At 67.3% G+C, this 23623-nt stretch carries 23 protein-coding genes and 1 pseudogene; 11 read left to right on the top strand and 13 right to left on the bottom strand.

The genetic code is table 11. The annotated features are described in order from the left end of the window. Positions 1–241: 241 nt before the first annotated feature. From VHO04_RS01720 to VHO04_RS01710, 3 genes are read right to left on the bottom strand one after another with little or no spacing between them, the layout of a single operon-like run. Positions 242–889, bottom strand: coding sequence for a heme exporter protein CcmB (locus VHO04_RS01720; protein ID WP_329626749.1), 648 nt, complete (start codon positions 887–889; stop codon positions 242–244). Then, a complete protein-coding gene (gene ccmA / locus VHO04_RS01715) occupies positions 886–1470 on the bottom strand; it encodes a heme ABC exporter ATP-binding protein CcmA (protein WP_329626748.1) in 585 nt (194 codons plus the stop codon). Before ccmA ends, VHO04_RS01720 begins: the two co-directional genes overlap by 4 nt. Then, complete coding sequence (locus VHO04_RS01710; protein WP_329626747.1) at positions 1467–1895, bottom strand: metallopeptidase family protein; 429 nt, start codon at positions 1893–1895, stop codon at positions 1467–1469. The genes ccmA and VHO04_RS01710 overlap by 4 nt, the downstream gene beginning before the upstream one ends. 51 nt (positions 1896–1946) lie before the next feature. Between VHO04_RS01710 and VHO04_RS01705 the strand changes: the two genes are divergently transcribed. The 3 genes from VHO04_RS01705 (at position 1947) to VHO04_RS01695 (ending at position 6615) form a co-directional block, all read left to right on the top strand. After that, a complete protein-coding gene (locus VHO04_RS01705; protein ID WP_329626746.1) occupies positions 1947–2234 on the top strand; it encodes a 4a-hydroxytetrahydrobiopterin dehydratase in 288 nt (95 codons plus the stop codon). 90 nt (positions 2235–2324) lie between these two features. Beyond that, complete coding sequence (locus VHO04_RS01700; protein ID WP_329626745.1) at positions 2325–3722, top strand: amino acid permease; 1398 nt, start codon at positions 2325–2327, stop codon at positions 3720–3722. A 94-nt stretch (positions 3723–3816) separates the two neighbouring features. After that, the gene (locus VHO04_RS01695) at positions 3817–6615 is read left to right on the top strand and encodes a DUF3857 domain-containing protein (RefSeq protein ID WP_329626744.1); all 2799 of its coding nucleotides are present in this window, start codon (positions 3817–3819) and stop codon (positions 6613–6615) included. Between the two features lies 1 nt (position 6616). On the opposite strand, the gene VHO04_RS01690 is transcribed toward VHO04_RS01695, so the two are convergent. The 3 genes from VHO04_RS01690 to VHO04_RS01680 form a co-directional block, all read right to left on the bottom strand. Further along, positions 6617–6934 carry a DUF2218 domain-containing protein gene (locus tag VHO04_RS01690; RefSeq protein ID WP_329626743.1) on the bottom strand — a complete coding sequence of 106 codons (318 nt, stop codon included), beginning with the start codon at positions 6932–6934 and terminating at the stop codon, positions 6617–6619. Then, positions 6934–7533 (bottom strand): PadR family transcriptional regulator, encoded by a 600-nt coding sequence (locus VHO04_RS01685; RefSeq protein WP_329626742.1) that lies wholly within the window; start codon positions 7531–7533, stop codon positions 6934–6936. Before VHO04_RS01685 ends, VHO04_RS01690 begins: the two co-directional genes overlap by 1 nt. Positions 7534–7676: 143 nt before the next feature. After that, the gene (locus tag VHO04_RS01680) at positions 7677–8117 is read right to left on the bottom strand and encodes an acetyltransferase (RefSeq protein WP_329626741.1); all 441 of its coding nucleotides are present in this window, start codon (positions 8115–8117) and stop codon (positions 7677–7679) included. A gap of 361 nt (positions 8118–8478) precedes the next feature. Here VHO04_RS01680 and rplJ point away from each other — a divergent pair, with 361 nt between their 5' ends. Next, a complete protein-coding gene (gene rplJ, locus VHO04_RS01675) occupies positions 8479–8994 on the top strand; it encodes a 50S ribosomal protein L10 (protein WP_297659937.1) in 516 nt (171 codons plus the stop codon). A 58-nt stretch (positions 8995–9052) separates the two neighbouring features. Continuing rightward, entirely contained in the window at positions 9053–9424 is a 372-nt protein-coding gene (rplL, locus tag VHO04_RS01670; RefSeq protein ID WP_297659944.1) for a 50S ribosomal protein L7/L12, read from the top strand. A gap of 98 nt (positions 9425–9522) precedes the next feature. Here the strand turns inward: rplL and VHO04_RS01665 are convergent, their stop codons facing one another. Beyond that, positions 9523–10473, bottom strand: a complete 951-nt coding sequence (locus tag VHO04_RS01665; protein ID WP_329626740.1) for a hypothetical protein — start codon at positions 10471–10473, stop codon at positions 9523–9525. A 162-nt stretch (positions 10474–10635) separates the two neighbouring features. Then, the gene (locus tag VHO04_RS01660) at positions 10636–12150 is read right to left on the bottom strand and encodes a hypothetical protein (protein WP_329626739.1); all 1515 of its coding nucleotides are present in this window, start codon (positions 12148–12150) and stop codon (positions 10636–10638) included. Between the two features lie 132 nt (positions 12151–12282). Between VHO04_RS01660 and VHO04_RS01655 the strand changes: the two genes are divergently transcribed. Then, positions 12283–13311, top strand: coding sequence for a phosphoribosylglycinamide synthetase (locus VHO04_RS01655; protein WP_329626738.1), 1029 nt, complete (start codon positions 12283–12285; stop codon positions 13309–13311). Continuing rightward, positions 13308–14168 carry an NTP transferase domain-containing protein gene (locus tag VHO04_RS01650; protein ID WP_329626737.1) on the top strand — a complete coding sequence of 287 codons (861 nt, stop codon included), beginning with the start codon at positions 13308–13310 and terminating at the stop codon, positions 14166–14168. The genes VHO04_RS01655 and VHO04_RS01650 overlap by 4 nt, the downstream gene beginning before the upstream one ends. Here the strand turns inward: VHO04_RS01650 and VHO04_RS01645 are convergent. Next, positions 14089–15534 (bottom strand): carotenoid oxygenase family protein, encoded by a 1446-nt coding sequence (locus tag VHO04_RS01645; RefSeq protein ID WP_329626736.1) that lies wholly within the window; start codon positions 15532–15534, stop codon positions 14089–14091. The genes VHO04_RS01650 and VHO04_RS01645 overlap by 80 nt on opposite strands. 84 nt (positions 15535–15618) lie before the next feature. Between VHO04_RS01645 and VHO04_RS01640 the strand changes: the two genes are divergently transcribed. The 3 genes from VHO04_RS01640 to VHO04_RS01630 all read left to right on the top strand — a co-directional run bounded on the left by VHO04_RS01640 (position 15619) and on the right by VHO04_RS01630 (position 19025). Further along, positions 15619–16227 (top strand): TetR/AcrR family transcriptional regulator, encoded by a 609-nt coding sequence (locus tag VHO04_RS01640; RefSeq protein ID WP_329626735.1) that lies wholly within the window; start codon positions 15619–15621, stop codon positions 16225–16227. A gap of 85 nt (positions 16228–16312) precedes the next feature. Further along, entirely contained in the window at positions 16313–18124 is a 1812-nt protein-coding gene (locus tag VHO04_RS01635; RefSeq protein ID WP_329626734.1) for a diguanylate cyclase, read from the top strand. A gap of 232 nt (positions 18125–18356) precedes the next feature. Next, on the top strand, positions 18357–19025 hold the full coding sequence (locus VHO04_RS01630; RefSeq protein ID WP_329626733.1) for a DUF4197 domain-containing protein: 669 nt from the start codon (positions 18357–18359) through the stop codon (positions 19023–19025). Here the strand turns inward: VHO04_RS01630 and VHO04_RS01625 are convergent. The 4 genes from VHO04_RS01625 to VHO04_RS01610 form a co-directional block, all read right to left on the bottom strand. Continuing rightward, positions 19009–19773 carry a hypothetical protein gene (locus tag VHO04_RS01625; RefSeq protein WP_329626732.1) on the bottom strand — a complete coding sequence of 255 codons (765 nt, stop codon included), beginning with the start codon at positions 19771–19773 and terminating at the stop codon, positions 19009–19011. The genes VHO04_RS01630 and VHO04_RS01625 overlap by 17 nt on opposite strands. Then, complete coding sequence (locus VHO04_RS01620; protein ID WP_329626731.1) at positions 19763–19987, bottom strand: helix-turn-helix transcriptional regulator; 225 nt, start codon at positions 19985–19987, stop codon at positions 19763–19765. The genes VHO04_RS01625 and VHO04_RS01620 overlap by 11 nt, the downstream gene beginning before the upstream one ends. Next, the gene (locus tag VHO04_RS01615) at positions 19987–20490 is read right to left on the bottom strand and encodes a DUF2975 domain-containing protein (protein ID WP_329626730.1); all 504 of its coding nucleotides are present in this window, start codon (positions 20488–20490) and stop codon (positions 19987–19989) included. The genes VHO04_RS01620 and VHO04_RS01615 overlap by 1 nt, the downstream gene beginning before the upstream one ends. Before the next feature lie 180 nt (positions 20491–20670). Beyond that, on the bottom strand, positions 20671–21237 hold the full coding sequence (locus VHO04_RS01610) for a hypothetical protein (RefSeq protein WP_329626729.1): 567 nt from the start codon (positions 21235–21237) through the stop codon (positions 20671–20673). Between the two features lie 591 nt (positions 21238–21828). Between VHO04_RS01610 and VHO04_RS01605 the strand changes: the two are divergent. Then, a pseudogene (locus VHO04_RS01605) lies at positions 21829–23623 on the top strand (DNA-directed RNA polymerase subunit beta); the annotation flags it as partial.

Genomic DNA, 23623 nt, shown 5'->3' with positions numbered 1-23623 from the left:
GCATGGTTCAACCGGCAAGGACTTGTCAGCCTCGCTCATCATCACGCCGCGTTGAACATTACCGGAAACCGCCGTGGTACGTAGAACGTATGCCCGGTGGTGTGGGAGGGGGGTTCCGTGAGGAATCCCCCTACCCGATTGGGCTGTTTAGGGGCGGGGCGGACGTGGGTTCATCACTCCCGTCATCCCGGCCTTCGCCGGGAGGACGATTTAAGATAGGTGGGCTTCCGCTCGAAACCCGCTATTCCCTGAGCCCCCGGAGCGCCGCGCCCGCGGCGAACGGCCCGATTACCGTCAGCAGCAGGCTCGCGGCGCTGAGCAGCTTCACCGCGCCGCGCCCCGACGGATCGAGCATTCCGGCGCCGAAGATCAGCAGCGGCACTGCGAGCGGCAGCACCAGCAGCCCGCCGATCGCGCTCCCGCCTTTCAAATTCGCGGTCAGCGCCGCGCTCAGCACCGCGAGCGAGGCGAGGGCGGGGATCGCGATCAGCAGCCCGGTCGCGAGCGTCTCGACCCGTGCTGCGTCCTGCGCGAGCAGCGCGGCCGCGGGGAGCAGCGCGATCAGCAGCGGCAGGCCGAAGCCGATGGCGTGCGCGGCGATCTTGATCGCGGCGATCGCTTCGTCGGCGAAGCCGCGCACCGCGAGTTGATCGAGCATCCCCGCTTCGCGGTCAGGACGGACGAGGCGGTCGATCGGCAGCAGCGCCGCGAGCAGCGCCGCGACCCAGACCATGCCGCCGCCGGTCCGTGCGAGCAAGGGGGCGTCGGGACCGACTGCAAAGGGGAAAGCGGTCGCGACGAGCAGGAAGAAGACGACCGGCAGCCACAGCGCCCCGCTGCCCCACGCGCGCCGAAGGTCGCGCCAGAAGAGAGCGAGAAGGGCGGTCATGGCAGCGCCCCCATATCCAGTTCCGCCAAGTCCGCGATCCCCAGGGCGAAATGCGATGCCAGCAGCACCGCGCCGCCGTTCGCGCGATGCCTTGCGATCGCACCGACCAGCCGCGCCTGCGCCGCGTCGTCCATGCCGTTCGCGGGCTCGTCGAGCAGCCAGATCGGCGCGCCGCTGGCGATCACCCGCGCCATCGCGGCGCGCTTGCGCTGGCCGGTCGAGAGCATCGCCACCGGCACGTCGGACAGCGGCGCCAGCGCCATGTCGGCCACCGCGCGGTCCACCGCATGGCCGTCGACGGTATCGACCCGCGCCCAGAAATCGAGCGCGCGCCGCAGGGGGAGTTCGGTGTCGAGCGCGGCCGCTTCGTCGATCAACGCGATGCGCTCGCGGCGCGTGACCGTGCCCGCGGCGGGGCGGAGCAATCCGGCCGCGAGCCGGATCAGGCTCGACTTGCCGGCACCGTTCGGGCCGCGCAGCCATAGCGCGTCGCCGCGCACCAGCGCCAGCGACAGCCCCTCGAACAGCAGCCGGTCGCCGCGGATGCACGCGATCCCGTCGAGCCGCAACAACTCGCTCACGCCATATCCTCGAGCGCGTGCATATCGTTATCGGAGAAGCCGAAATGATGGCCGATCTCGTGGATCAGCACATGGCGCACCAGCCAGTCGAGCCGCTCGCCTTCCTCGATCCATTCGACGAGGATGGGGATGCGGTAGAGCGTCACCCGGTCGGGCATCCCGCCGCTCTGGTCGATACTGCGCTCGGTCAGCGGACGGCCTTCGTAAAGCCCGGTGAGATCATAGGGATGTTCGATGCCGAGCGAGGCGAGGGTTTCGTCGTCGGCGAATTCCTCGACCGCGATCACCACGCCCCGGATATGCGGCCGGAACACGTCGGGCAGCGTTTCGAGCGCCGCCTCGGCCATCGCGAAGATCGCATCGGCGTCAGGAGCGGCCGCGGTCCAGGCGCCGGGCAGGCCGGGGGGCAGGGAGTTGTCACTCATCGCGCCCTTCCTTATGGCGAGCGCTCGACCTTTACCAGCGGGAGAAAAGAGATGGTCCGGAAACTCGACGATGCCGAGCGCGCGGCGCTCTTTGCCCGCTTTCCCGAATGGACGCACGACGCGGCGCGCGACGCGATGACCCGACGGTTCCAGTTTGGCGATTTCGCGCAGGCCTTCGGCTTCATGGCGAGCGTCGCGATCATCGCCGAGAAGCTGGATCATCACCCCGAATGGTCGAACGTCTACAACCGCATCGACATATTGCTGACGACGCACGACGCGGACGGATTGTCGGAGCGCGACGCCAAGCTGGCGGAGGCGATCGAGAGGTTGCTTTGATCGCAAACGGCTGTTTCACCCTTGTTGTTATCTTGCGCTGACGCGTCACTCCCTTACAAGCAGCGCCAAGGAAACAGGGAGAGTCACCGCATGTCCGAGAGCCTGCTGCGCCGCAAGGCGATCGTTCCGGACCAGCCGCACGGCGCGGGCCTTGCGCGGACGCTGAGCTGGCCGCATCTCGTCGCGCTCGGCGTCGGGGCGATCGTCGGCACCGGCATATTGACGCTGATCGGCGTGGGCGCCGACAAGGCGGGGCCGGCGGTGATCCTGTCCTTTGCCATCGCGGGGCTGATCTGCGCCTGCGCCGCGCTTGCTTATGCCGAGATGGCGACGATGATCCCCGCCTCGGGCAGCGCCTATACCTACAGCTATGTGGTGATCGGCGAACTGATCGCCTGGGTCGTCGGGTGGAGCCTGATCCTCGAATATTCGCTGGTGGTGAGCGCGGTCGCGGTCGGCTGGTCGGGCTATGCGGCGCCGCTGCTCCACGCCTGGGCCGATGTGCCGATGGCGCTGATGCAGGGGCCGGAGCTTGGCGGCATCGTCAACCTGCCAGCGATCGCGATCATCGCGGTCGTCGCCGGAATGCTGCTGTTCGGCACCCGCGAAAGCGCGACGGTGAACGCGATTCTGGTGCTGGTGAAGATCGCGGCGCTGGTCGTGTTCGTCGCGGTGGCGCTCCCCGCCTTCAACGCCGCCAATCTGGAGCCCTTCAGCCCCTATGGCTTTGCTAAGCATATGGGCGCCGACGGCGTCGAGCGCGGGGTGATGGCGGCGGCGGCGATCATCTTCTTTGCTTTTTATGGCTTCGACGCGATCGCTACTGCGGCCGAGGAAACGAAGAATCCCGACCGCGACCTCAAGATCGGGATCGTCGGGTCGATGGTCGCCTGCGTCCTCATCTATGTCGCGGTCGCGGTCGCGGCGGTCGGCGCCATCGCCTACAGCCGCTTCGCGAACAGTCCCGAGCCGCTGGCGCTGATCCTGCGCGAACTGGGGCAGGCGCGCGCCGCGCAGTATCTCGGCATTTCGGCGGTCGTCGCGCTGCCGACCGTCATCCTCGCCTTCTTCTTCGGGCAGAGCCGCATCTTCTTCACCATGGCGCGCGACGGGCTGCTCCCGGCGAGCCTCGCCAAGGTGTCGGCGCGCGGGACGCCGGTGCGCATCACCATCTTCACCGCGATCGTCGTCGCGATCCTCGCGGGCTTCATTCCGCTCGACGAACTCGCGGCGCTCGCCAATGCGGGGACGCTCGCCGCCTTCACGGCGGTGTCGGTGTGCATGTTGATCATGCGGCGGCGCGCGCCCGATGCGCCGCGCACCTTTCGCGCGCCGATGCCGTGGATCGTCGGCACCATCGCGGTGTTCGGCTGCTTCTACCTGTTTCTCAGCCTGCCGGCGAAGACGCAGCTATGGTTCGGCGTCTGGAACGTCGCGGGGCTGGCCGTCTATTTCCTTTACGCCCGGCGCAACGCCATCGTGGCCTGACCGGCGGTCGCGTTTCGGACGCAAAAGCGGTTGCATTGAACGCCTTGCCCATGCAGGCAGGGCAAAGGGCATTTGAAGGCGGGGGAATGGGGCGATGACCCGATGGGGGCAGTTTGCGCTGGCGACGACGATGCTGGTCGCACCGGCGAGCGTAGCGATGGCGGGCGAACAGCCGCTCTATGAGCCCGCGCCCGCGTGGGTTACCCCGGCGAAGCTGGCCGATCCGCAAAGCGTGACCGGCGGGATCGCGGTCCTCGATTTCCAGCAGCGGATCGACGGCGCCACGGTGTGGAATTACGCCGACACCGCGATCAAGCTCAGCACCCCCGAGGAGCTGTCGCAATATAGCAATATCACCGTGGCCTGGGCGCCCGACAAGGGCGACCTGATCATCCATCAACTCGTGATTCTGCGCGACGGGGCGGAGATCGACGCGCTGGCAGGCGGGCAGAAATTCACCGTGCTGCGCCGCGAGCAGTCGCTCGAACAGCGCGAGCTGACCGGCATCCTGTCGGCGACGCTTCCCGTCGAGGGGCTGCGCGCCGGCGACATCCTGCGGCTGCGCATGTCGACGACGGTCAAGGACGGTGCGCTCGGCGGGCGGGCGCAGGCGATGCTGCCGCTGATTGCCGAGCCGGCGCGGGTCGCACAGGCGGGTTACAAGCTGTCGTGGCGCGCCGATGAAACGGCGCGCTGGAAAATCCTTGCGGGCGGCGCCGAACCCAAGGCGCGGCGCAGCGGCGATTTCATGGAGCTGCCGGTCGCGCTGCCGCTGCCCAAGCCGGCCGAAATGCCCGACGACGCGCCGGTCCGCTATCAGCGCCTGCCGATCATCGAGGCGTCGACCTTCACGAGCTGGGCCGATGTGTCGAAGGTGATGGCGCCGCTTTATGCGACCGAAGGCACGATCGCGGACGGCAGCCCGCTCGCGGACGAGGTCGCCGCGATCATGGCGGCGACCGACGATCCGATGAAGCGCGCGGCAATGGCGCTGCAACTGGTGCAGGACAAGGTCCGCTATCTTGCGGTCGGGATGGACGGCGGCAACTATGTGCCGCAGCCGCCGGCCAAGACGTGGAACGTGCGCTATGGCGACTGCAAGGCGAAGACGCTGCTGCTGCTGGCGATGCTGCGCGAAATGAAGATCGAGGCCGAACCGGTGATGGCGCACGCGTCGCTCGGCGACATGGTGCCCTCGCGCGTGCCGAGTGCGCTCGCCTTCAACCATGTTCTGGTGCGCGCGACGATCGGCGGCGACAGCCTGTGGCTCGACGGAACGATGCTCGGCACCCGGCTTGCCGACATTCGCGATACTCCCGCGCTCGGCTATGTGCTGCCCGTTCGCGCTGCGGGCGCGGACCCGGTGAAGATCGAACTGCACGCCCCGGCGCGACCCGCCGTCGACCTTCAGATCGTCGCCGACGAAAGCAGCAGCATCGACCTGCCGTCGGTGATCGATCTCGATATGGTGGTGCGCGGCCAGCTCGCCAATCTGCTGACGCTGGCGGGGTCGCAGCTCGGGCCGAAGGAAGCGCGCAATCTTTATGAGCAATTCCTCCAGCATTATGTCGGCGAGGCGCAATATGACACGCTGACCGCGACCCCCGACACCGCCGACGGCAGCGTGGCGATCAAGGCGCGCGGCGTGTTCGGGTCGGGGTGGGAACGCCGCGATCTGCGCACCGAACGCTGGATTTCGCGCGTGCCCGACCTGATCTCGTTCGAGCCCGATCGCGCCCGCGCGGCGTGGGCCGATATTCCGGTCGTGACGTCCGCTCCCGACCGGGCGCGCTACCGGCTTCGGATCAAGCTGCCCGACGGCGGACGCGGCTATACGATCGACGGCATGGCGCCGCTGGACGATCGCTTCGCCGGCTATGCCGTCGATCGGTCGGTGACGCTGACGGACGGCATGCTCAGTGTGGACGAGACGCTGACCTCTTCGGGAATCGAAATTCCGGCGGCCGCGGTCGCCGCCGAGCGCGACAAGGTGGCGACGATCCTCGCCCGCACGCCGCGCCTCGTCGCGCCGGAAACCGCGACGCGGCGCTGGAACCTCGCGCAGGCGGCCTCGCGCTCGCAGCTCGACGCGATCGAGGCCATCTACAAGAAACAGGCGGCCGAGGCGGACGAGGAGAATATCACCGCGCTGACCAGCAGCGCGTCGTTCCAGCGGGGAATCGGCGATTACAAGGGCGCGGTGGCGACGCTGACCCGGCAGATCGCGCTGCTCCCCTCGGCCGACGCCTATCTGGCGCGCGCGGGGGCGCGGCGCGAACTGGGCGACATCGCCGGGGCGCTTGCCGATGCCGAGGCGGCGCGCAAGCTCGATCCCTCGTCGATCGAAGCCATATCGACCGTCGCGAACCTGACCGCCGAGCGCGGCGACGTCGCCGCGGCGACGAAGATGCTCGACGACCGGATCGCGCTGGGGGGCAAGACCCGCGACGATTACCGTGTGGTCAAGGCGGCGATGGTCGGCGAATATGGCGATGCGCAGGCCGCGATTGACGAACTCGACGCGCTGATCGCGACCAAGCCGGGCAACCCGGCGATGCTCAACCAGCGCTGCTGGATCAAGGCGACGCGCAACGTCGCGCTCGATACCGCGCTCAAGGATTGCACATCGGCGATGGAACTCAGCGATAGCAGCGCCGCGATCCTCGACAGCCGCGCGCTCGTCTGGATGCGCATGGGGCGCGACGAAGACGCGCTGCGCGACCTCGACGCAGCGCTGCTCCAGGTGCCGGCCATGGGATCGAGCCGCTTCCTGCGCGCGCTCGTTTACCAGCGCGCCGGGCGCGGGGCGGACGCCGCCGCCGACCTTGCCATCGCGCGGCGGATGTCGCCGTCGACCGAGCGCGACTATGCCCGCTTCGGGCTGAAGCCTTAGCTCAGTCCCGCTGCCAGTCGAACGCCAGCGGCGCCTCCCGAAACGCGAAGCGGTCAAGGTGGCGGGCGACGACATCCTGCATCGCGTCCAGATGCGCGTCGTTGCTGGCGTCGATGCGGACCGACAGCGTGTCGGGGCCCGCATCGAACGTCACCAGCGCATCGGCCGCCCAGTCGGCACCGCGCGCATCCTTCGGGAAGCTCACGGTGCCGTGCTCGGGGGTGAAGGCGACGCTGAGATTATGCTGCCAGTGCTTGCAAAGCTGCTGCAGATATTTGCTCGCGTGGCTGGTCGGAACCTCGGCGATAGCGCTGCGCATCACAGCCGCTCGATCTTCTGCGCGGCTTCGTCGATCAGCGCGACGATGTCGTGCAGCGTCGCCTCCTCGAGGTCGCGCTCGCCGAGCCGGTTCATCAGGACGGCCTTGAGGTTGCCCATCGCGCGGCGGACCGAGGCGCTGTCGGTGCGCTGACGCTCTTCGCCGACTTCGGTCAGGCGAGCGATCAGCGCCGTGACCGCATCGGCGCTGGCTTCGAGCTCGGTCCGGCCGGCGTCGGTGATCGCGAACAATTTCTTCGCACCGTCGCTGTCCGCGGTCTCGATCAGTCCCATGTCGTCGAGCAGGGTGAGGGTGGGATAGATGACCCCCGGGCTCGGCGCATAGGCGCCGCCGGTCAGTTCCTCGATCTGGCGGATCAGGTCGTATCCGTGGCGCGGCTCGTCGGCGATCAGCTTCAGCAGCACGAGCCGCAGTTCGCCGCCGTCGAACATCCGCCGACGCCGGGTGCGGCCGTCGTCATCGTCGCGAAAGCGTCCGCCAAAACCGCGACCACCAAAGCCGTGGCCGAAGCCGCGTCCACCACGGTGCATTCCGTGGCGCATCGCCTCGTGCCCCATCTGGTGCAGGGCGCGACGCATGGCATGGCGCTCGTCGCAACCGTGCCGGTTCACTCCATGTCGCATCATAAGCTCCTTCATGCGATTTGATGTGTCTAAGATATATCTTAGTATATTTTACGCAAGAGAGAGCAGCATTTTTTTTATCGCGGTCGCGGGTTGGATCAGTTTTGCGGCGAAAAGCGGAGGTGGATCAAAGGGTAAGCGCGGCCCTGTCCGTCGCGTTCCGATCGGCCGACGGGGACGAAACCCAGGTGTTGATAGAAGCCGACAGCCTGATCATTTTGCTCATTCACCTCCGTCGTGATTGCGCCGTGGAGTGCAAAGGCATGATTGACGAGCGCTTTGCCGACGCCTTTGCCGCGCCAGGACGGATCGATGAACAGCGCTTCCATGCTGCTGCCGTCGAGCAACATGAAGGCGACGGGCCGGTCATTCTCATCGACCGCGAGCCATAGCGGCGCGGCCGGAAGGAAGGCTCTGACCTCGCCCTCGATCGCCGCCCGGTCTTGGGGCGTCAGAAAATCATGTGTGGCATCGACCGCATCGCGCCAGATCTGGACGGCGCGCGCGCCGTCGGCAGAGGTGGAGGCTCTGATTTTCATTCGCGCGTCCTAGAGCTATATGATCTGGGCGCCAACCGTGCTTTTCCGCCGTCCACCCTTGACTCGCCTGCCCGTATCGCTATTGGAGCGCCCGTGTCGTCCGGGCTCCGGCCTTGACGATTCCGTCCGAGACAGTTGGTGAAGGGGATTTGCCCTTCTTAATTTCCAGCCGAGACGGGGAAGAGTCTTTTTCGGTCGCCCGCCTGCCTGTCAGGCGACGCGTCTTGACCGACCCCATCGGACATCGCCAACGCAAATGCAGGCGAGCCTCGGCTCGTTCCGGCATCTGCGTGTGTTAGCCGCCCGGCGGCTCCAAGCGCTTCGGCGTGCGGACATCCGGGCAGATGAGTGGAGTATAGGCATGGATCGTACGGAAAAGGCCGAAGCCGTATCCTCGCTGAACGCTACGCTGTCGTCAGCAGCCGCTGTTGTGGTCGTCCGCAACCTCGGCATGACCGTCGCCCAGTCGACGGTGCTGCGCCAGCAGATGCGCGATGCAGGAGCCGACTTTCGCGTCACGAAGAACCGTCTTGCCAAAATCGCGCTCGATGGCACGTCCTATACCGGTATCGGCGAACTGCTGACCGGTCCCACGGCACTCGCAACCTCCACCGACCCGGTGTCGGCTGCGAAGATCGCCGTGGAATTTGCCAAGACCAACGACAAGCTTGAAATCGTTGGCGGCGGCATGGGCGACGTGGTGCTCGACGTGAATGGCGTGAAGGCGCTGGCTTCGCTTCCCTCGCTCGACGAGCTCCGCGCCAAGATCATCGGTCTGGTGCAGGCTCCCGCCACCAAGGTTGCGCAGATTGCCGCAGCCCCGGCGGGCCAGTTGGCGCGGGTTTTTGGCGCATATGCCGCCAAAGAAGCAGCGTGATTTCGAACTGAACTGAAACCTACTGCCGGGATGTCCCGGCCTGAGATGGAGAATGAACATGGCTGATCTTGCAAAGATCGTTGAAGAACTGTCGGCGCTGACCGTCCTCGAAGCGGCTGACCTGTCGAAGATGCTCGAAGAAAAGTGGGGCGTTTCGGCCGCCGCTGCCGTTGCGGCCGCTCCGGCTGCTGCCGCTGCTGGCCCGGCTGCTGAAGAGCAGACCGAATTCGACGTCATCCTGACGGGTGACGGCGGCAACAAGATCAACGTCATCAAGGAAGTCCGCGCGATCACCGGCCTGGGTCTTGGCGAAGCCAAGGCGCTTGTCGAAGGCGCGCCGAAGGCTATCAAGGAAGGCGTGAACAAGGCGGAAGCCGAAGAGCTGAAGGCCAAGATCATCGCCGCCGGCGGCACCGTCGAACTGAAGTAATCGGTTCGCATCCGGGGGCTTCGCCCGCCGGACGCTGTGACAAAAGGAAAAGGGCGGCGCCGCGAGGCACCGCCCTTTTTCATTTCCGGGCCCGGACCCTAGTTGCGCGTCCAACCGGGCTTTAGTTCCTTGCGGGCGCGGCCGGGCTCGAGGCGGCGCACTTCCTGCTCGGCCGGGGCCGCAGGTTCCGCTCGCTGCGAGATTTCCCAGGCGCTGACCGGCGTGCGGCGCATATCCTTCCGGGCCGCGAGCGTCGCGTCATATTCGGCGCGTTCCTGCCGGTCGAGAAAGCGCGCGCGGGCAAGCCGCTTTTGCAGCGTGGCGAAGGGATTGTCCGGGGTCGGACCCGCCATCGCCATCGCTTCGTGACGGCCCATGCTGCCGCTCGGCGCCGCCGCGAAGGTTGGGGAGGTCTGCGGTGCGACCACCGGCTCGGGTTCGGTTGCGACCGCGGCCGCGCCCGGAACCCATTCGGCATCGGTGGGGGCTTCGTCGAACTCCCAGACCTCGTTCGTTGCGCGGCGGCGGCGAGCGAAGGCGAGGCCGGCGCCACCGATCAGCAGCAGCGCGGCGGCACCGCCCGCGATCTCCCAGGGAAGATTGCTGTCATTGGCGGCGGCGCGCTCGACCGGTTGCGGTGTGGGAGCCGCTTCGGCAACGGGTTCGATCGGTGCGGCGACCGGGGGCACGACGGGCGCAGCTTCTTCCACCGCCGGCGCGGCGGTGGGGATGACCGGCGCGGCGGCTTCGCGCGGCGCGGCAGGAGCAGCAGCGCGCGGCTTCGCGGCGGCGCGCTTGGGCTGAGCCGGGGCCGTTGCCTTCGGCGCGGCAGCCTTGGGCGCCGGTTCGGTCGGCGCAAGGTCGAGGGGAACGCGAATGACCGGCTGCGGCGCGGGCGTTTCCGCTGCCGGCGGCGTGGTGGTCGTCGGCGCCGGAGCGGGCGCCGGGACCGTCGTCGGTGCGACCGGCGGGGTCATCGTCACCGTCGGAACGTCCTGCGCGAAGGCAGCGGGGGTGGACAGGGTCAGGAACGCGGCAATCGCGCTCATGGCGGGGCGGGAGAGGGCGATAGTCTTCATCATAGTGACGGACAAACGAATGGCGCGCGAAAAGCGCTGCCGAAAACCGCTGCTTTCCGGGGCGAGGCGTGCCCAGCCGGGGACGGGGTGAGGAATCCGCCCCGTTCGTCGTGTCCGAAAACCGCTTTCGGGTCAGCCGGCGGCAGCGGGGCGCGTGGGTGTCAGCGCGATCGAGGCGGCGGCCGATATCGCGGCGCCGACGAGCGCCATGTCGCGATCGAGCCGCGCGTCGAGCGCCGGGACGGGAAGCGCCGCAAGATCTGCAATCAGCGGCATCGAGAGCGCGAGACGCACCGTTCCCGCGGGGCGCCCGCCCGGCATCTGGTGCGTCCGGACCGGCTGGCCCAGCCGAATCTCGTGCCCCAGCCACTGGCGCGACTGTCGTGCGATGAGCCCGTGCATGGCCCGCGCCGTGTCGAAGTCGCAGCCCGGCCAGCGCGCCGACAGGTCGAGCGTGCGCAGCGTTTCGGTCGCGAGGCAGCTCGTTCCCGCGCCGGGAACTTCGGCGAGTCCGAGCCGCTTGACGAGCCGCAGGACATGATGGCTGAAGCGCGCGATCACATGCGCGACCTGTTCGCCGGGAAGCGCGGCGAAGCGCTCCATCTCGATCATCGCGGCTTGCAGGCGCAGCAGCAGCCCGAAATTGCCCGACGCGGCCAGCCCGTCGGCGCCGGGCCAGTCCGCCGGCCATTCGGCGCGCGCCGCGAGGCGGCGATAGCCGCCGGGCAGCGGACGGGCCCGGTCGCGGATCGCGCCCGGAACCAGCGCGATGCCGCTGAACGGCGGGCCACCGACGAATTTCGACCCGGTCATCAGCACGACGCAGCCGAGCGCGAGGTAGCGGCGCACGGCACCCGGCGCCATGCGAAGCTGGCAGGCATCGACGACGAAGAGCGCGGCATCGCCGTGCGCCGCGGCCAGCCGCTCGACGTCGGCGATGGCGGGCAGCGTCAGTCCGGATTTCGATCCGTGGACGATGTGGACGACCGCGCGGCGGCCCTGCGCGGCCGCGCGCTCGATGTGCCGGGCAAGCTCGGCGGCGACCGCCGCCGATGCGCGCGGGCATCCCGCCGCGTCGCGCACCGCGACATCGACGAGTTCGGTGTCCGCGAAGGCGGGATCGATCGGGGTTCGCGCCACGACGCCCGCGCCGATCGCGGTTTCATCGGCGAAGAAGCGGCCCGCGGCGCTGTGCACGCAGCCGCTGCCGACCTCGTCGCGGCCGAGCAGCACGGCGGTGACCGGCCGGCCGTCGTATGCGGCGGCCAGGCCGACATATTCGAGGTCGGTTCCCGATGCGGCAAAGACGATCGCGGTATCGGTCAGGCTGAAATAGTCCGCCAGCCGTCGGCGCAACATGGCCAGCGCCTCGGCATAGGCGTCCGCCGCCATCGGCCGGCCGAGCCGGTCGCGCCAGTGATCGAGCAGCACCGCGAAACCATGCTCCGATAGGCTGCTGATCGTTGACGAGCCATAAGCGAGCGCTTCGGTCGGCAGCACCGTAGCATGGTAAAGGTTGCGGCCGTCGGCGCCGGGCCGGATGCGCTGATCGCCGCCACTCGCCAGCGCGTCGGCGAGCCGGGCGGCGACGGCAGGGTCGACGGGGGGCGAGCGACGATCGTCGAAGGCGTCGGCGGCGAACAACATGGCGGGTGCGTCCTGGGAAGGGGGAGATACAGGACGCCTAGCGCGGGAAGATGACAGGGATTTTGCGATTTGGTTTCAGCGCCGTCACCAAAGAGTCATCGCGGTGCAACCTGGACGTGGTGAAACCCCGACATGCAAATGACGCACCTCGAACCGACGCGCCTGCCCGATCGCCTTCGCGATACGCAGCGGCTTCTTTTCATCGCCAAGCACGCCCGCTGGACCGGCGGCCTGCACCCCGACGACGGCAATCACGCCCTCTATCACCGCGAGACGCGCGAGATATTGGACGGGCTCGGCATTCCGCTCGTCGTCGCCGACGATTATGCCGCGCTGTTCGCGCGGCCCGAGGCCGATTTCGTCTTTCCGCTGCTCAACCGCGGCGGCTTCTATAATTCGGAAATGCTGCTGCCCTTGCTCTGCAACCGGCTGGGGCTGCCCTATGTCGGCGCTTCGCCGATCGTGCGCGGCCTGTCCGACGACAAGCATCTGACCAAGCTCGAAGCCGCGGCGCGCGGGGTTCCGACCGCGCCCTGGGCGCTGTTCCGGCGCGGTGCGCCGGTCGATGTGACGCGCTGTCCGCCGGCGCGGCGGTGGGTGGTCAAGCCGAACAACAGCTCGGCGTCGTGGGGTATTCGCGACGCGCACGACCGCGCCGAACTGGCGCAGGCGATCGCCGAGGTCCACGCGCTCGACCATGACGCGATGGTTGAGCCCTTTCTCGACGGCAGCGACGTCGAGGTGCCGGTGATCACCTGCCGCGGCGCGCCCGCGCTGCTGCCGATGATGATTTTCGAGCAGGCCGATCCGACGCATCTGCGCACCTATCAGGAAAAGCGCGACCTCGTCGATCGCAGCGCCAAATACAGCCTCAAGCTGTTCGAAGCGGGCGCGCTGGCCGCGAAGATCATCGATTATACGGCGCGGATGGCGGAGGTGTTCCGGCCGTTCGATTATGGCCGCTTCGAGTTTCGGATCGATTTCGAAACCGGCGAAATCCGGCTGCTCGAGGTCAATCTCAACTGCAACCTGTGGTCCGAGAAAGTCTTCGGCCGCGCCGCGGTCGCCGCGGGCCTCACCCAGGCCGACCTGATCGAGACGATCGTCGCCGAGAGCATGATCCGCCAGCTCGGCGCGGGCCGCGAGCGCGACGCGGCATGAGCGGCTCGATCCTGATCCTCGCGGGCCGCCGTCCCGGTGCGGTCGATGCGCTGGCCGAGGCACATGGCGTCGGCGACAAATGCCTGGTCCCCGTCGCCGGGCGGGCGATGATCGCGCATGTCCTCGAAAGCGCGGCCCGGACCCCGGCGGAGCGGATCTTCGTTTCGACGCATCATCGAACGTTGCTCGATGATCTCGCCGATCCGGTGATCGACCGGCTCGGCGAACGGCTCGTCGTGGTGCCCGCCGCCGGCAATCTGGCGGACTCGGTGCTCGCGGTGGCCGATCGGGCCGCGTTTCCGCTGTTCATCACGACCGCCGACAATTGCCTGCTCACCCCCGAAACGATCGCCGAGATCGGCAGCGAAGCGGCGCGGCTCGGCGCCGGTGCGGGGGTTGCGCTCGCGCGGCGCGAGGATGTGCTGGCGGTGCATCCCGAAGGGCAGCGGCGCTTTTACGAATTTTCGGACGTCGCGGTGTCGAACTGCAACGCTTACTGGATCGGCGACCCCGCCGCGCTGAAAGCCGCCGAGGCGTTTCGCGGCGGTGGGCAGTTCGTCAAGAAACCGATCCGTGTGATGCAGGCGTTCGGCCTGATCAACCTGCTCCGCTTCCGTTTCGGGCTCGGGCCGATCCACCACATTTTTCAGCGCATCTCGCGCCATCTGAGCGTCTCCGTCGCCCCGCTGCTGGTGAGCAACGGGGCGACGGCGATCGACGTCGACAACGAACGGTCGCTGCGCGTGACCGAGGCGCTGATGCGGCGCCCCGATGCGATCAATCCGCGACCCAGTTGCCGTGGAACCCCGGTGGAACGCGATGGGGCAGGTGAACGACGGCTTGCGGTGATCCGCTGAAGTTGTCCGCGTTCAGGATGACGAGGTCGGTGGTCTCGTCGTTCATGTCGACGACGAGGCCGATCAGCCAGCCGTCATCCTCGCCGCCCGTCTCGCTTCGCGGCACGAAGACGAATTCGCCGGGGTGGCGGCCGGGGCCGAAATCATGGATCGCGGTCGTGCCCTCGGCGAGATCGTGGCGGAACAGCCGCGTATCGGCGAGCGCCCATTCGGACGAAGCGCCGTCGGGGATCGCGACGCTTGTGATATAGCGATAGGGGCGGGTGGTCCGTCGCTCGTCGTAGCGCGGGAATTCTTGCGCATGATCGTGGATGACGGTCCGCACCGTCGTGCCGGCGGCGGGATCGATCGTCCAGCGCTCCATGCGCGATTTCTCGCTGTCGGGGCCGCGCTTCGAGGTCGCGAACATCGTCTCGTGCGCGACGACGTCGACGATCACCTTGCCATCCGCGGTCTCGTGCGCGTTGGCGGGGTGGAAGACGTAGCAGGGCTCGACCGGCACCCAGACGATCTCGTCGCCGCGACCTGTCCTGGGGAGGAGGCCGATGCGCGCGGGATGCTCTTCGTTCCAGGCATAAGGAAAGCGATAGCCCGCGAGCAGCATCTTCATCGACAGGGTGACGGGCAGGTCGAAGACGAGCACATAATGTTCGGTGATCGCGCAGTCGTGGATCGACGGGCCGTCGCTGACCGCCACGGCTTCCTCGCGGATGACATGCGCGTCCTTGTCGAGGACGACGTGCCACACCGTGTTCGGGGCGTCGCCCTTATAGGTGATCGCGTGAAGCTCGCCGGTGAACGGGTCCTCGTGCGGGTGCGCGGTGTAGCTGCCGGTCAGCGTGCCGTCGAACGGGTTGTGCGCGATCGTGTCCAGCTCATAGCCGAGCTCAACCGGCTTGCCGCCCGCCTCGACGATCGCGAAGGTGCGGCCGGCGATGCCGACGACATTGGTGTTGGGGGCGTCGAAGCCGCCCTCTTCGCGCGGACCCGCTGGAATCTCCTCGCCCAGCGCCGCGCACGCCTCGGTGCCGCGCACCCAGCGGTTGCGATACCAGTCGGCCTTGCCGCCTTCGATGCGGATGCCGTGGACCATGCCGGCGCCCGAGAACCAGTGATAGCTTGCGGGATCGGGCGCGATTGCGGGATTGGGACCGTTGCGGAGATAGCGGCCCTTGAGCGCGGCGGGAATCTCGCCGTCGACGCGGAGCGCTTCGAGTGTGAATTCCTCCTCCATCGGTTTGTGGATGCCGGTCAGGAAGGGGTGCGCATCGGTCGGGCGGGGGAGGCGCTTGCGGTTGAAGTCGGCGACCTTGCCGATGCCTTTTTTGACCGCACCGCGAATCAGGGTTTCGACGTTGCTCGCCATGATGATGCTCCTTAAGCGGATGGTTGCGAAGGGCCGCGCGGCGTCAGGCTTGCACGGCCGACTCGAAATGTTTACGGTGACAACATGGCGAATGAAGATAACAGTGTCAACATGGAAAATGTCGGCGCGAGGAGCGCGGGCTCCTACCACCATGGCGATCTGCGCGCCGCAGTGATCGCGGCGGGGCTGGGGCGGCTTGCGGAGGGGGACGGAACCGACCTTGGCCTCCGCGCGATCGCGCGCGACGTCGGGGTCAGCGCGACCGCGCTCTACCGCCATTTCCCCGACAAGGAAGCGCTGCTCGACGCGCTCGCCGACGAGGGGCTGCGGCGGCTCGGCGCGCTCCAGTCGCAGGCGTGGCTCAAGGCAGGGGGCGGCCGCGCCGGCTTCCTTGCGACGGGCATCGCCTATGTCCGCTTCGCGCACGACGAACCCGCCGTGTTCCGGCTGAGCTTCACGCGCCAGATGTCCGAACGCTGCGAGCCGGGCGCCGACGGGGGCGAGGTCGGCTATAATCTGCTCCGCGCCGGGGTCGCGCAGACGATGCCCTATCTCGACAATCCCGAAGTCGCCGCGCTCCACGCTTGGTCGCTCGTCCACGGTCTCGCGATGCTGGTGCTCGACCGGCGCATCGAATGGGACGAAGCGCTCGTCGAGCAGATCGTCGGCATGACCTTCGGCGGCGTCGACTGAAGCCTCCCTGCCGCGCGCATGATCCTGTGACGAGTCGCGAGCGATATTAGCGGTTTATTTTCCCGTTTTCGGCTAGGCCGGGGTCATGAAGCGGTCGCTTTCCCCCGGAGTCGAGGCGGTGTTCTGGCCGCTGCTGACGCTGGCGGGCTATGGTCTGCTCGCCAGCCTGTCGCTCCACGCGACCCGGGGCGAGGACAATATCGCCGCGATCTGGCCGCCGAGCGGCTATTTCCTGGCGCTGTTGCTGTTGATGCCGGCGCGATCGCGTCCCGCCTCCTTCGTCGCCATGGCGGCCGCCAGCGTCGCGGCGAACATGCTGAGCGGGACGAGCGCGCTCGGCTCGGCCGCCTTCACCGTCGCCAATGCGGCCGAGGCCGGGGCGGCGCTGTGGCTGATCCGCCGCCGCATACCGGGCGAACTGTCGTTCATGGAACCGCGGGCGGTGGCCAATTTCTGTATTGCGGTGCTGGCAGCCGGCGCGCTCAGCGCGTCGATCGCGGCCGCGTTCGGCTGGACGCTCGGGGCCCCGGTGCTGGCCGGCCGCGGCGTCGACTTTTTCTTTTCCTGGCTGACCACCGTGACGCTCGGGATGCTGATCGTCACGCCGCCGATCGTGATGCTCGCGCGGCTGGTCGATACGCGCGCGCTCGCCAATGTCCCGCGCAGGACGATCGTCGAGGCGACCGCGCTGCTGATCCTTGCGGCGGTACTCACCGCCTTGTCCTTTTCGCAGTCGCATTTCCCCGTGACCTTTCTGCCGACCGTCGCGGTGATCGCCGCTTCCTATCGGCTCGGCCCCTTCGGCGCCGCCGCGGGGATGCTGATCGTCGCGATTGTCGCGTCGTGGATGACGGGACAGGGGCTTGGGCCGGTCGCCGCGATCGAGGGCAGCCAGCGAAGCCGGGTGCTGTTCCTGCAATTCTACTTCATCACCCTGTTGTTCACCGCGCTGCCGCTGGCGGCGCTGCTGGTGGTGCAGCGCCGGCTCGCGAAACGGCTCGAGCAGAGCAACCGCTGGCTGCTTCAGGCCGAAGCCGCGGCGCTCGTCGGTCATTGGCGCGTCGACCTCGTCCGCTGGACGATTCAATGGTCCGACCAGGCCTATCGCGTCCATGGGCTCGAGCCTGGCGATCCGGTCGATGTCGACTATAGCGTCGAACAATATCTGCCCGAGGATCGCGCCGCGGTGCGCGCGATATTGGAGCGGGCGGTGCGGACCGGCGAGCCGTTCGAATATCAGGGCCGGATCGTCCGCGCCGACGGCGCGATCCGCCACGTGAAATCGCACGGCTCGATCGAAAGGGGCCGCGGCGGCCGCGCGGTCGGCATCTTCGGCACCGTTCAGGATGTGACCGAGACGGTCGAGAATGCCCGCATCCTGGAGGCGGCCCGCAGCGCCGCCGAGCGCGTCGCCAACACCGACATGCTGACCGGCCTGCCGAACCGCCGCCACACGCTGGCCTTTCTGGAGACAGCGCTGACCGGCGCGCGCGAGCAGGGAGTGCCGCTGGCGGTGGCGATCTTCGACATCGATCATTTCAAGCGGATCAACGACGATCACGGCCATGCCGCGGGCGACGAAGTGATCCGCCGCGTCGCGCGCCGCGCCAAGGCATCGCTGCGCGACGAGGATCTGGTCGGCCGCTTCGGCGGCGAGGAATTCGTCTGCATCTTGCAGCGGTCGAGCGCGCAGGCGGCGGAAATGGTCGCCGAGCGGTTGCGTATCGCGATCGAGGCCGACGGCGGTACGGACAGTGACCTGCCGCCAGCGACGGTCAGCATCGGGCTCGCCGTCTATGACGGCGAAAGCGAGGCGGAGGCCTTGCTCCAGCGCGCCGACCAAGCGCTGTATCTCGCCAAGCGCGAGGGACGGAACCGGCTGCGCATGGCGGCGTGAAGGGCGGCGAAGAGTCCGGTTTCGGCCTGAAGTCGGCCTATCCCACATCGTCATCCCGGACTTGATCCGGGATCCATTCATCCGGCGCTGAGAGAATGGATCCCGGATCAAGTCCGGGATGACGAAAGTGGCTGGGAATGTCTGCTCTCCACCCCGATGCCGACGAACAAAGCAGGCTTTGGCGCCGCCGGTTTTGCTGATACGCTCGTCCCTTGCACAGCGAGAGGGCGTCATGGAACGGGACGAGGGCTATATCGCGCGGCGGATGCTGCTGGCGGGAGCGGCCGGACTGGCGGTGGCGGGGCTGATCCCCTCGGCGCTGGCGAAAACCGCGAAGCCCGGGGTCAAGGGGCTGATCGCCAATGCGTCGGACAATGCGCTCGACCGGCTGGCGCAGCCGGGTGCCTTTTATGCCGATACCGCGGTGCGCATCCTGCTGCCCGGCGCGAGCGGCAAGCTGGCGTCGAAATTACTCGGCGCGGGCGATAAGCTGGGGCTGACGGCGGGGCTTACCAAAAGCCTGAACGATGCGGGCGGCAAGGCGGCGGGCGAGGCGAAGCCGATCTTTCGCGCCGCCATCGACAATCTGGGCTGGAACGACGTGCCGTCGCTGGTGTCGAAGAGGGACGGCGCGACGCGCTATCTGCAATCGAGCGCCGGCGGGCTGCTAGGCGACAAGGTGCGGCCGCTGATCGCGGGGGCGCTGGACGAGGTCGGCGCCTATCGCCAGCTCGACCAGCTATCGGGCAGCAGCCAGCTCCTTTCGATCGCGGGGATCAGCCACGACGGCCTGACCCATTCGGTCACCGATCAGGCGCTCAAGGGCATTTTCCTCTATATGGGCAATGAGGAAGTCGCGCTGCGCAGGAATCCGGGCAAGCTGCTCAAAGGGATATTCTAGCGCCGCCGACCATATCGACGCCCTTGCGCGCGGCCGCGCGGCGCGCCGCGATCGCCGAGACGCCGGTCATCGCCAGCGCCAGAAAGCCGACGGCCAGCGCGTCGACGATCAGCAGCGGCCAGTCGAGGAAGGCGGGCGCGAAGATCGCGCCGAAGCTCAGCGCATAATGGAGGATCATCAACGGCACGATGCCCGCGAGCATCAGCAGGACGGTGTACCAGAAGCTGCCCGTCATGATGCGGATCGACCGGAACGGCCCGATCGCCGCATTGCCTGCCGCCCACGCCGCATTCCATGCGGTCAGATAGACGCCGAGAATTACTCCGGCGAGCGTGAGGCCATAGCTGGTCCAGCGCGCGGGCTCGCCTGCAAGGCCGAGGAGGCCGGTCAGCGGCGGGCCGAAGAGCGCCCACCATTGCTCGGTCGCCTGGATTGCGAAGAGGATCAGCCACAGTCCGATTGCGGGCCATTCGATCCGCCGTGCCCGTGCCGCGTCGCCGCCGAACAGGATATAGCGCATGAACCAATAGCCGGGCAGCAGCAGCGCCAGCGTCTTGGCGAAGCCGAACTGCATCCGCAGCGTATCGGCTTCGGCGGCCTTGGCGCCCGCGATGCCGTCGTACATCCCGGCCTGCCACTCGACGACATGCTGCGCCAGTTCGGCGAGCGCGGGAACGAGGAACAGCAGCGGGCAAAGCCGCGCGAAGGCCCAGGCGTGGCGATAGATGGCCTGGATGTCAGTCTTCATCGGCGGGCTCCTCGGGGTCGAACAGGATCAGGTCGCCGGGCTGGCAATCCAGCGCGCGGCAAATGGCGTCGAGGGTGGAAAAGCGGATCGCCTTTGCCTTGCCCGTCTTGAGGATCGACAGATTGGCGACGGTGATTCCGATCCGCTCGCTGAGTTCGGTGAGCGTCATGCGCCGCTGCCAGAGGAGGTCGTCGAGCTGGACGCGGATCGCCATCAGATCGTCCGCTCGATCTCGTCCTGCATCGCGGCGCCGCGCTCGAAGACGCGGGCGAGGACGAAGAGGAGGAGGACGGCGAGCCAGCCGGTGACTCCGAAGCTCCAGCCGAAATATTCGCCGGTCGCGGCGCTCGCGCGGATGCTGACCAGCCCGAAGGCGAGGTCGAGCAGCTGAATGCCGAGCAGCGCCCAGGCGATATGGCGCAGCCGCGCGGCGTTGGCGGCGATGAAGGGCGTTCCCGCGCGCGCCGCGTCGATGATCGCGATCAGCCGGGTCAGGATGACGTGCGCGAGCAGGATGACGGGGGCGGTGATGAAGGTGACCCAGCGCAGCCACGCGATCGCGGCTTCGGGATGGGCAACGTGATAGGGCCGGGCCTGCGCGAGGAAGAGGTCGGGCGCGGCGAAGCCGACCCAGCCCAGCGCGGCGACGATCGCGAGGCCGGTGACCCAGTTGAGGATATTCAATCCGGCCAGCAGCCGGCGACTCCAGAGCAGCATGGGCATCCCATTCGACGTTGATAGCTGACATATCGATAAACGATATGAATTATATTGCAAGTCGATATATCGGGATCGGGAAACAGGACAAAGGCTATGGGGTTTGTGGACGGCGTTATCGCGCAAAGAAAAAGGCGCGAGAGCGGTGCCCTCGCGCCTTTTTTCTGCCGATCGCGAGGATCAGTTGGCGGGTTTCGCCGCGTCGGATGTCGTGTCGGCATCGGCCGCCGCATCGTCCGTCGCCGCTGCGTCGGGGGTCTTGGCTTCGGCAACCGCCGCCGCGAACTGCTCGGCGGAGAAGCTGGTCGACAGGCCGTGCGCCGCGACGAAGAAGGCTTTGCGCGGCAGGCGGACATCGCCCTGCGCGGTGGTGACGACGACGCCCTGGGCGTCGGCGGTCTTCACCTTGCCGACGACCGAACCGCCGTTCACGCCCTTGATGTCGGCGCCCGGCTGGAGCGCGGCGGTGAGCTGCGCGTCGGCGGCGGCCGCCTGCTGGTCGAGCGCGGCGGTGAGTTGCGCGAGGGTCAGCGTGATCGCGGTGCCCTTGTCGGTCTGCATGAAGGCGCTTGCGGGGAGCGCGGCGGGCTTGTCGCCGACGGTGACGACGACGGTCGCGCCGTCCGAGCTGGCGATCGGGCCGATGGTCTGGCCTTCGCTGTCGTAGACGGTGGTGCCGACGGTCAGCGTCGGGCCGGCGGGTGCGGCGGCGGATGCCTGCGCGAAGGCGGGCGCACCGGCGGCCATTGCGGTGCCAAGGGCAAGGGAGGTAAGAAAAGCTGCATATTTACGCATCGTGTAATCTCTCCTGACATTTTGAACGGTCGAGACGCTTGAACGCGCGAAGGCGGCATGGGCCATGCCAAAATGGCCGAACCGTGGCCGAGGCGGGATGAGCCGTTCTGTTCCGGGGTGGAACAGGACTTGCGGGCAGGGTCGGAGAGCGTTGCCCGGAAGCGATGGCGGCCCAGCTTGAAAAGCGGAGCGCGCAATATGCTTTCTGCGTCACCCCGGACCCTTCGACAGGCTCAGGACAGGCTTGATCCGGGGCCGCTTGTAACCGTCGCCGAGCGAGACCCGGATCAAGTCCGGGGTGACGAGCGGATTGCTGTCTTCGGTGATGCGCGTCCATTGACACCGCACCCCCCAAATCCTATATCGCCTTCACACCCGATCGTCCGGGAAGCGGCCTGACTTTGCGCAACGGGCCACAGGAATAGGGCGGTAGGGATTTCAGAATGCGTTGGAAAGCTGCGGTAAACCGGCAACGGTTGGTCGCGGCCTTTTTGCGTTTCTGCTGCGCTCGCGACTAATTTTACGAAGGCGAGACAATCACTTATGGCGACCAAGGCGAAGTCGGTGGGCAAGGCCCTCGAAGCAACCGCAAGCAAGCGAATCCGTAAGCTGTTCGGCAATATCCACGAAGCGGTGGAAATGCCCAACCTCATCGAGGTGCAGCGCGAATCCTATGAGCAGTTTCTGCGTTCGGATCCGTCGGTCGGTTATGTTTCGGGCCTCGAAAAGACGCTGCGCAGCGTTTTCCCGATCCGCGATTTCGCCGGCACCGCCGAGCTCGACTTTGTTCATTACGAACTCGAAGCGCCGAAGTACGACGTCGAGGAATGCCGTCAGCGCGGCATCACCTATGCGGCGCCGATGAAGGTCACGCTGCGCCTGATCGTCTTCGAGGTCGACAGCGAAACCGACACCCGCTCGGTGCTCGATATCAAGGAGCAGGACGTTTACATGGGCGACATGCCGCTCATGACCGAGAACGGCACCTTCTTCGTCAACGGCACCGAGCGCGTCATCGTGTCGCAGATGCACCGTTCGCCGGGTGTGCTGTTCGACCATGACCGCGGCAAGACCCACTCGTCGGGCAAGTTCCTGTTCGCCGCGCGCGTGATCCCGTACCGCGGTTCGTGGCTCGACTTCGAGTTCGACGCCAAGGACATCGTCAACGTCCGCATCGACCGCAAGCGCAAGCTGCCGGTCACCAGCCTGCTCTATGCGCTGGGCATGACGGGCGAGGAAATCCTCAACACCTTCTATGACCGCCTCGTCTTCGAGCGCGCCGAAAACGGCTGGCGCGTGCCGTTCGTCGTCGAGAACTGGCGCGGTTCGAAGCCCGCGTTCGACGTCGTCGACGCCAAGACCGGCGAAGTCGTCTTCGCTGCCGGCCATAAGATCAGCCCGCGCCTCGCCAACAAGGCGGCGAAGGACGGTCTCGACACGCTGCTGATCCCGACCGAGGAAATCTTCGGCCGCTACAGCGCCTATGACCTGATCAACGAAGCCACCGGCGAAATCTATATCGAGGCCGGCGACGAAGTGAGCGCCGAGAATCTCGAAAAGATCGACGCCGCGGGCATCGACAAGCTCGAACTGCTCGACATCGACCACAACAACACCGGCCCCTGGATCCGCAACACGCTGAAGGCCGACAAGGCCGAGGACCGCGACCAGGCGCTGTCGGATATCTACCGCGTCATGCGCCCCGGCGAACCGCCGACGCGTGAAACCGCGGAGGCGCTGTTCGGCGGCCTGTTCTTCGACCCCGAGCGCTATGACCTGTCGGCCGTCGGCCGCGTCAAGCTCAACATGCGCCTCGGCCTCGACGCCGAGGACACGGTGACGACGCTGCGCAGCGAGGACATCCTCGCCGTGGTCAAGGAACTGGTGAACCTGAAGGACGGCAAGGGCGAGATCGACGACATCGACAATCTCGGCAACCGCCGGGTCCGCTCGGTCGGCGAGCTGCTCGAGAACCAGTATCGCGTCGGCCTGCTCCGCATGGAGCGCGCCGTTAAGGAGCGGATGAGCTCGGTCGACGTCTCGACCGTGATGCCGAACGACCTGATCAACGCCAAGCCCGCGGTCGCCGCGGTGCGCGAGTTTTTCGGTTCGTCGCAGCTTTCGCAGTTCATGGACCAGACCAATCCGCTGTCCGAAGTGACGCACAAGCGCCGCGTCTCGGCGCTCGGGCCGGGCGGTCTCACCCGTGAACGCGCGGGCTTCGAAGTCCGCGACGTGCATCCGACGCATTACGGCCGTATCTGCCCGATCGAGACGCCGGAAGGTCCGAATATCGGTCTGATCAACTCGTTGGCCACCTTCGCGCGCGTCAACAAAG

The sequence above is a fragment of the Sphingopyxis sp. genome, assembly GCF_036261875.1.
GTDB lineage: Bacteria > Pseudomonadota > Alphaproteobacteria > Sphingomonadales > Sphingomonadaceae > Sphingopyxis.
This window is presented reverse-complemented; position numbering and strand designations above follow the sequence as displayed.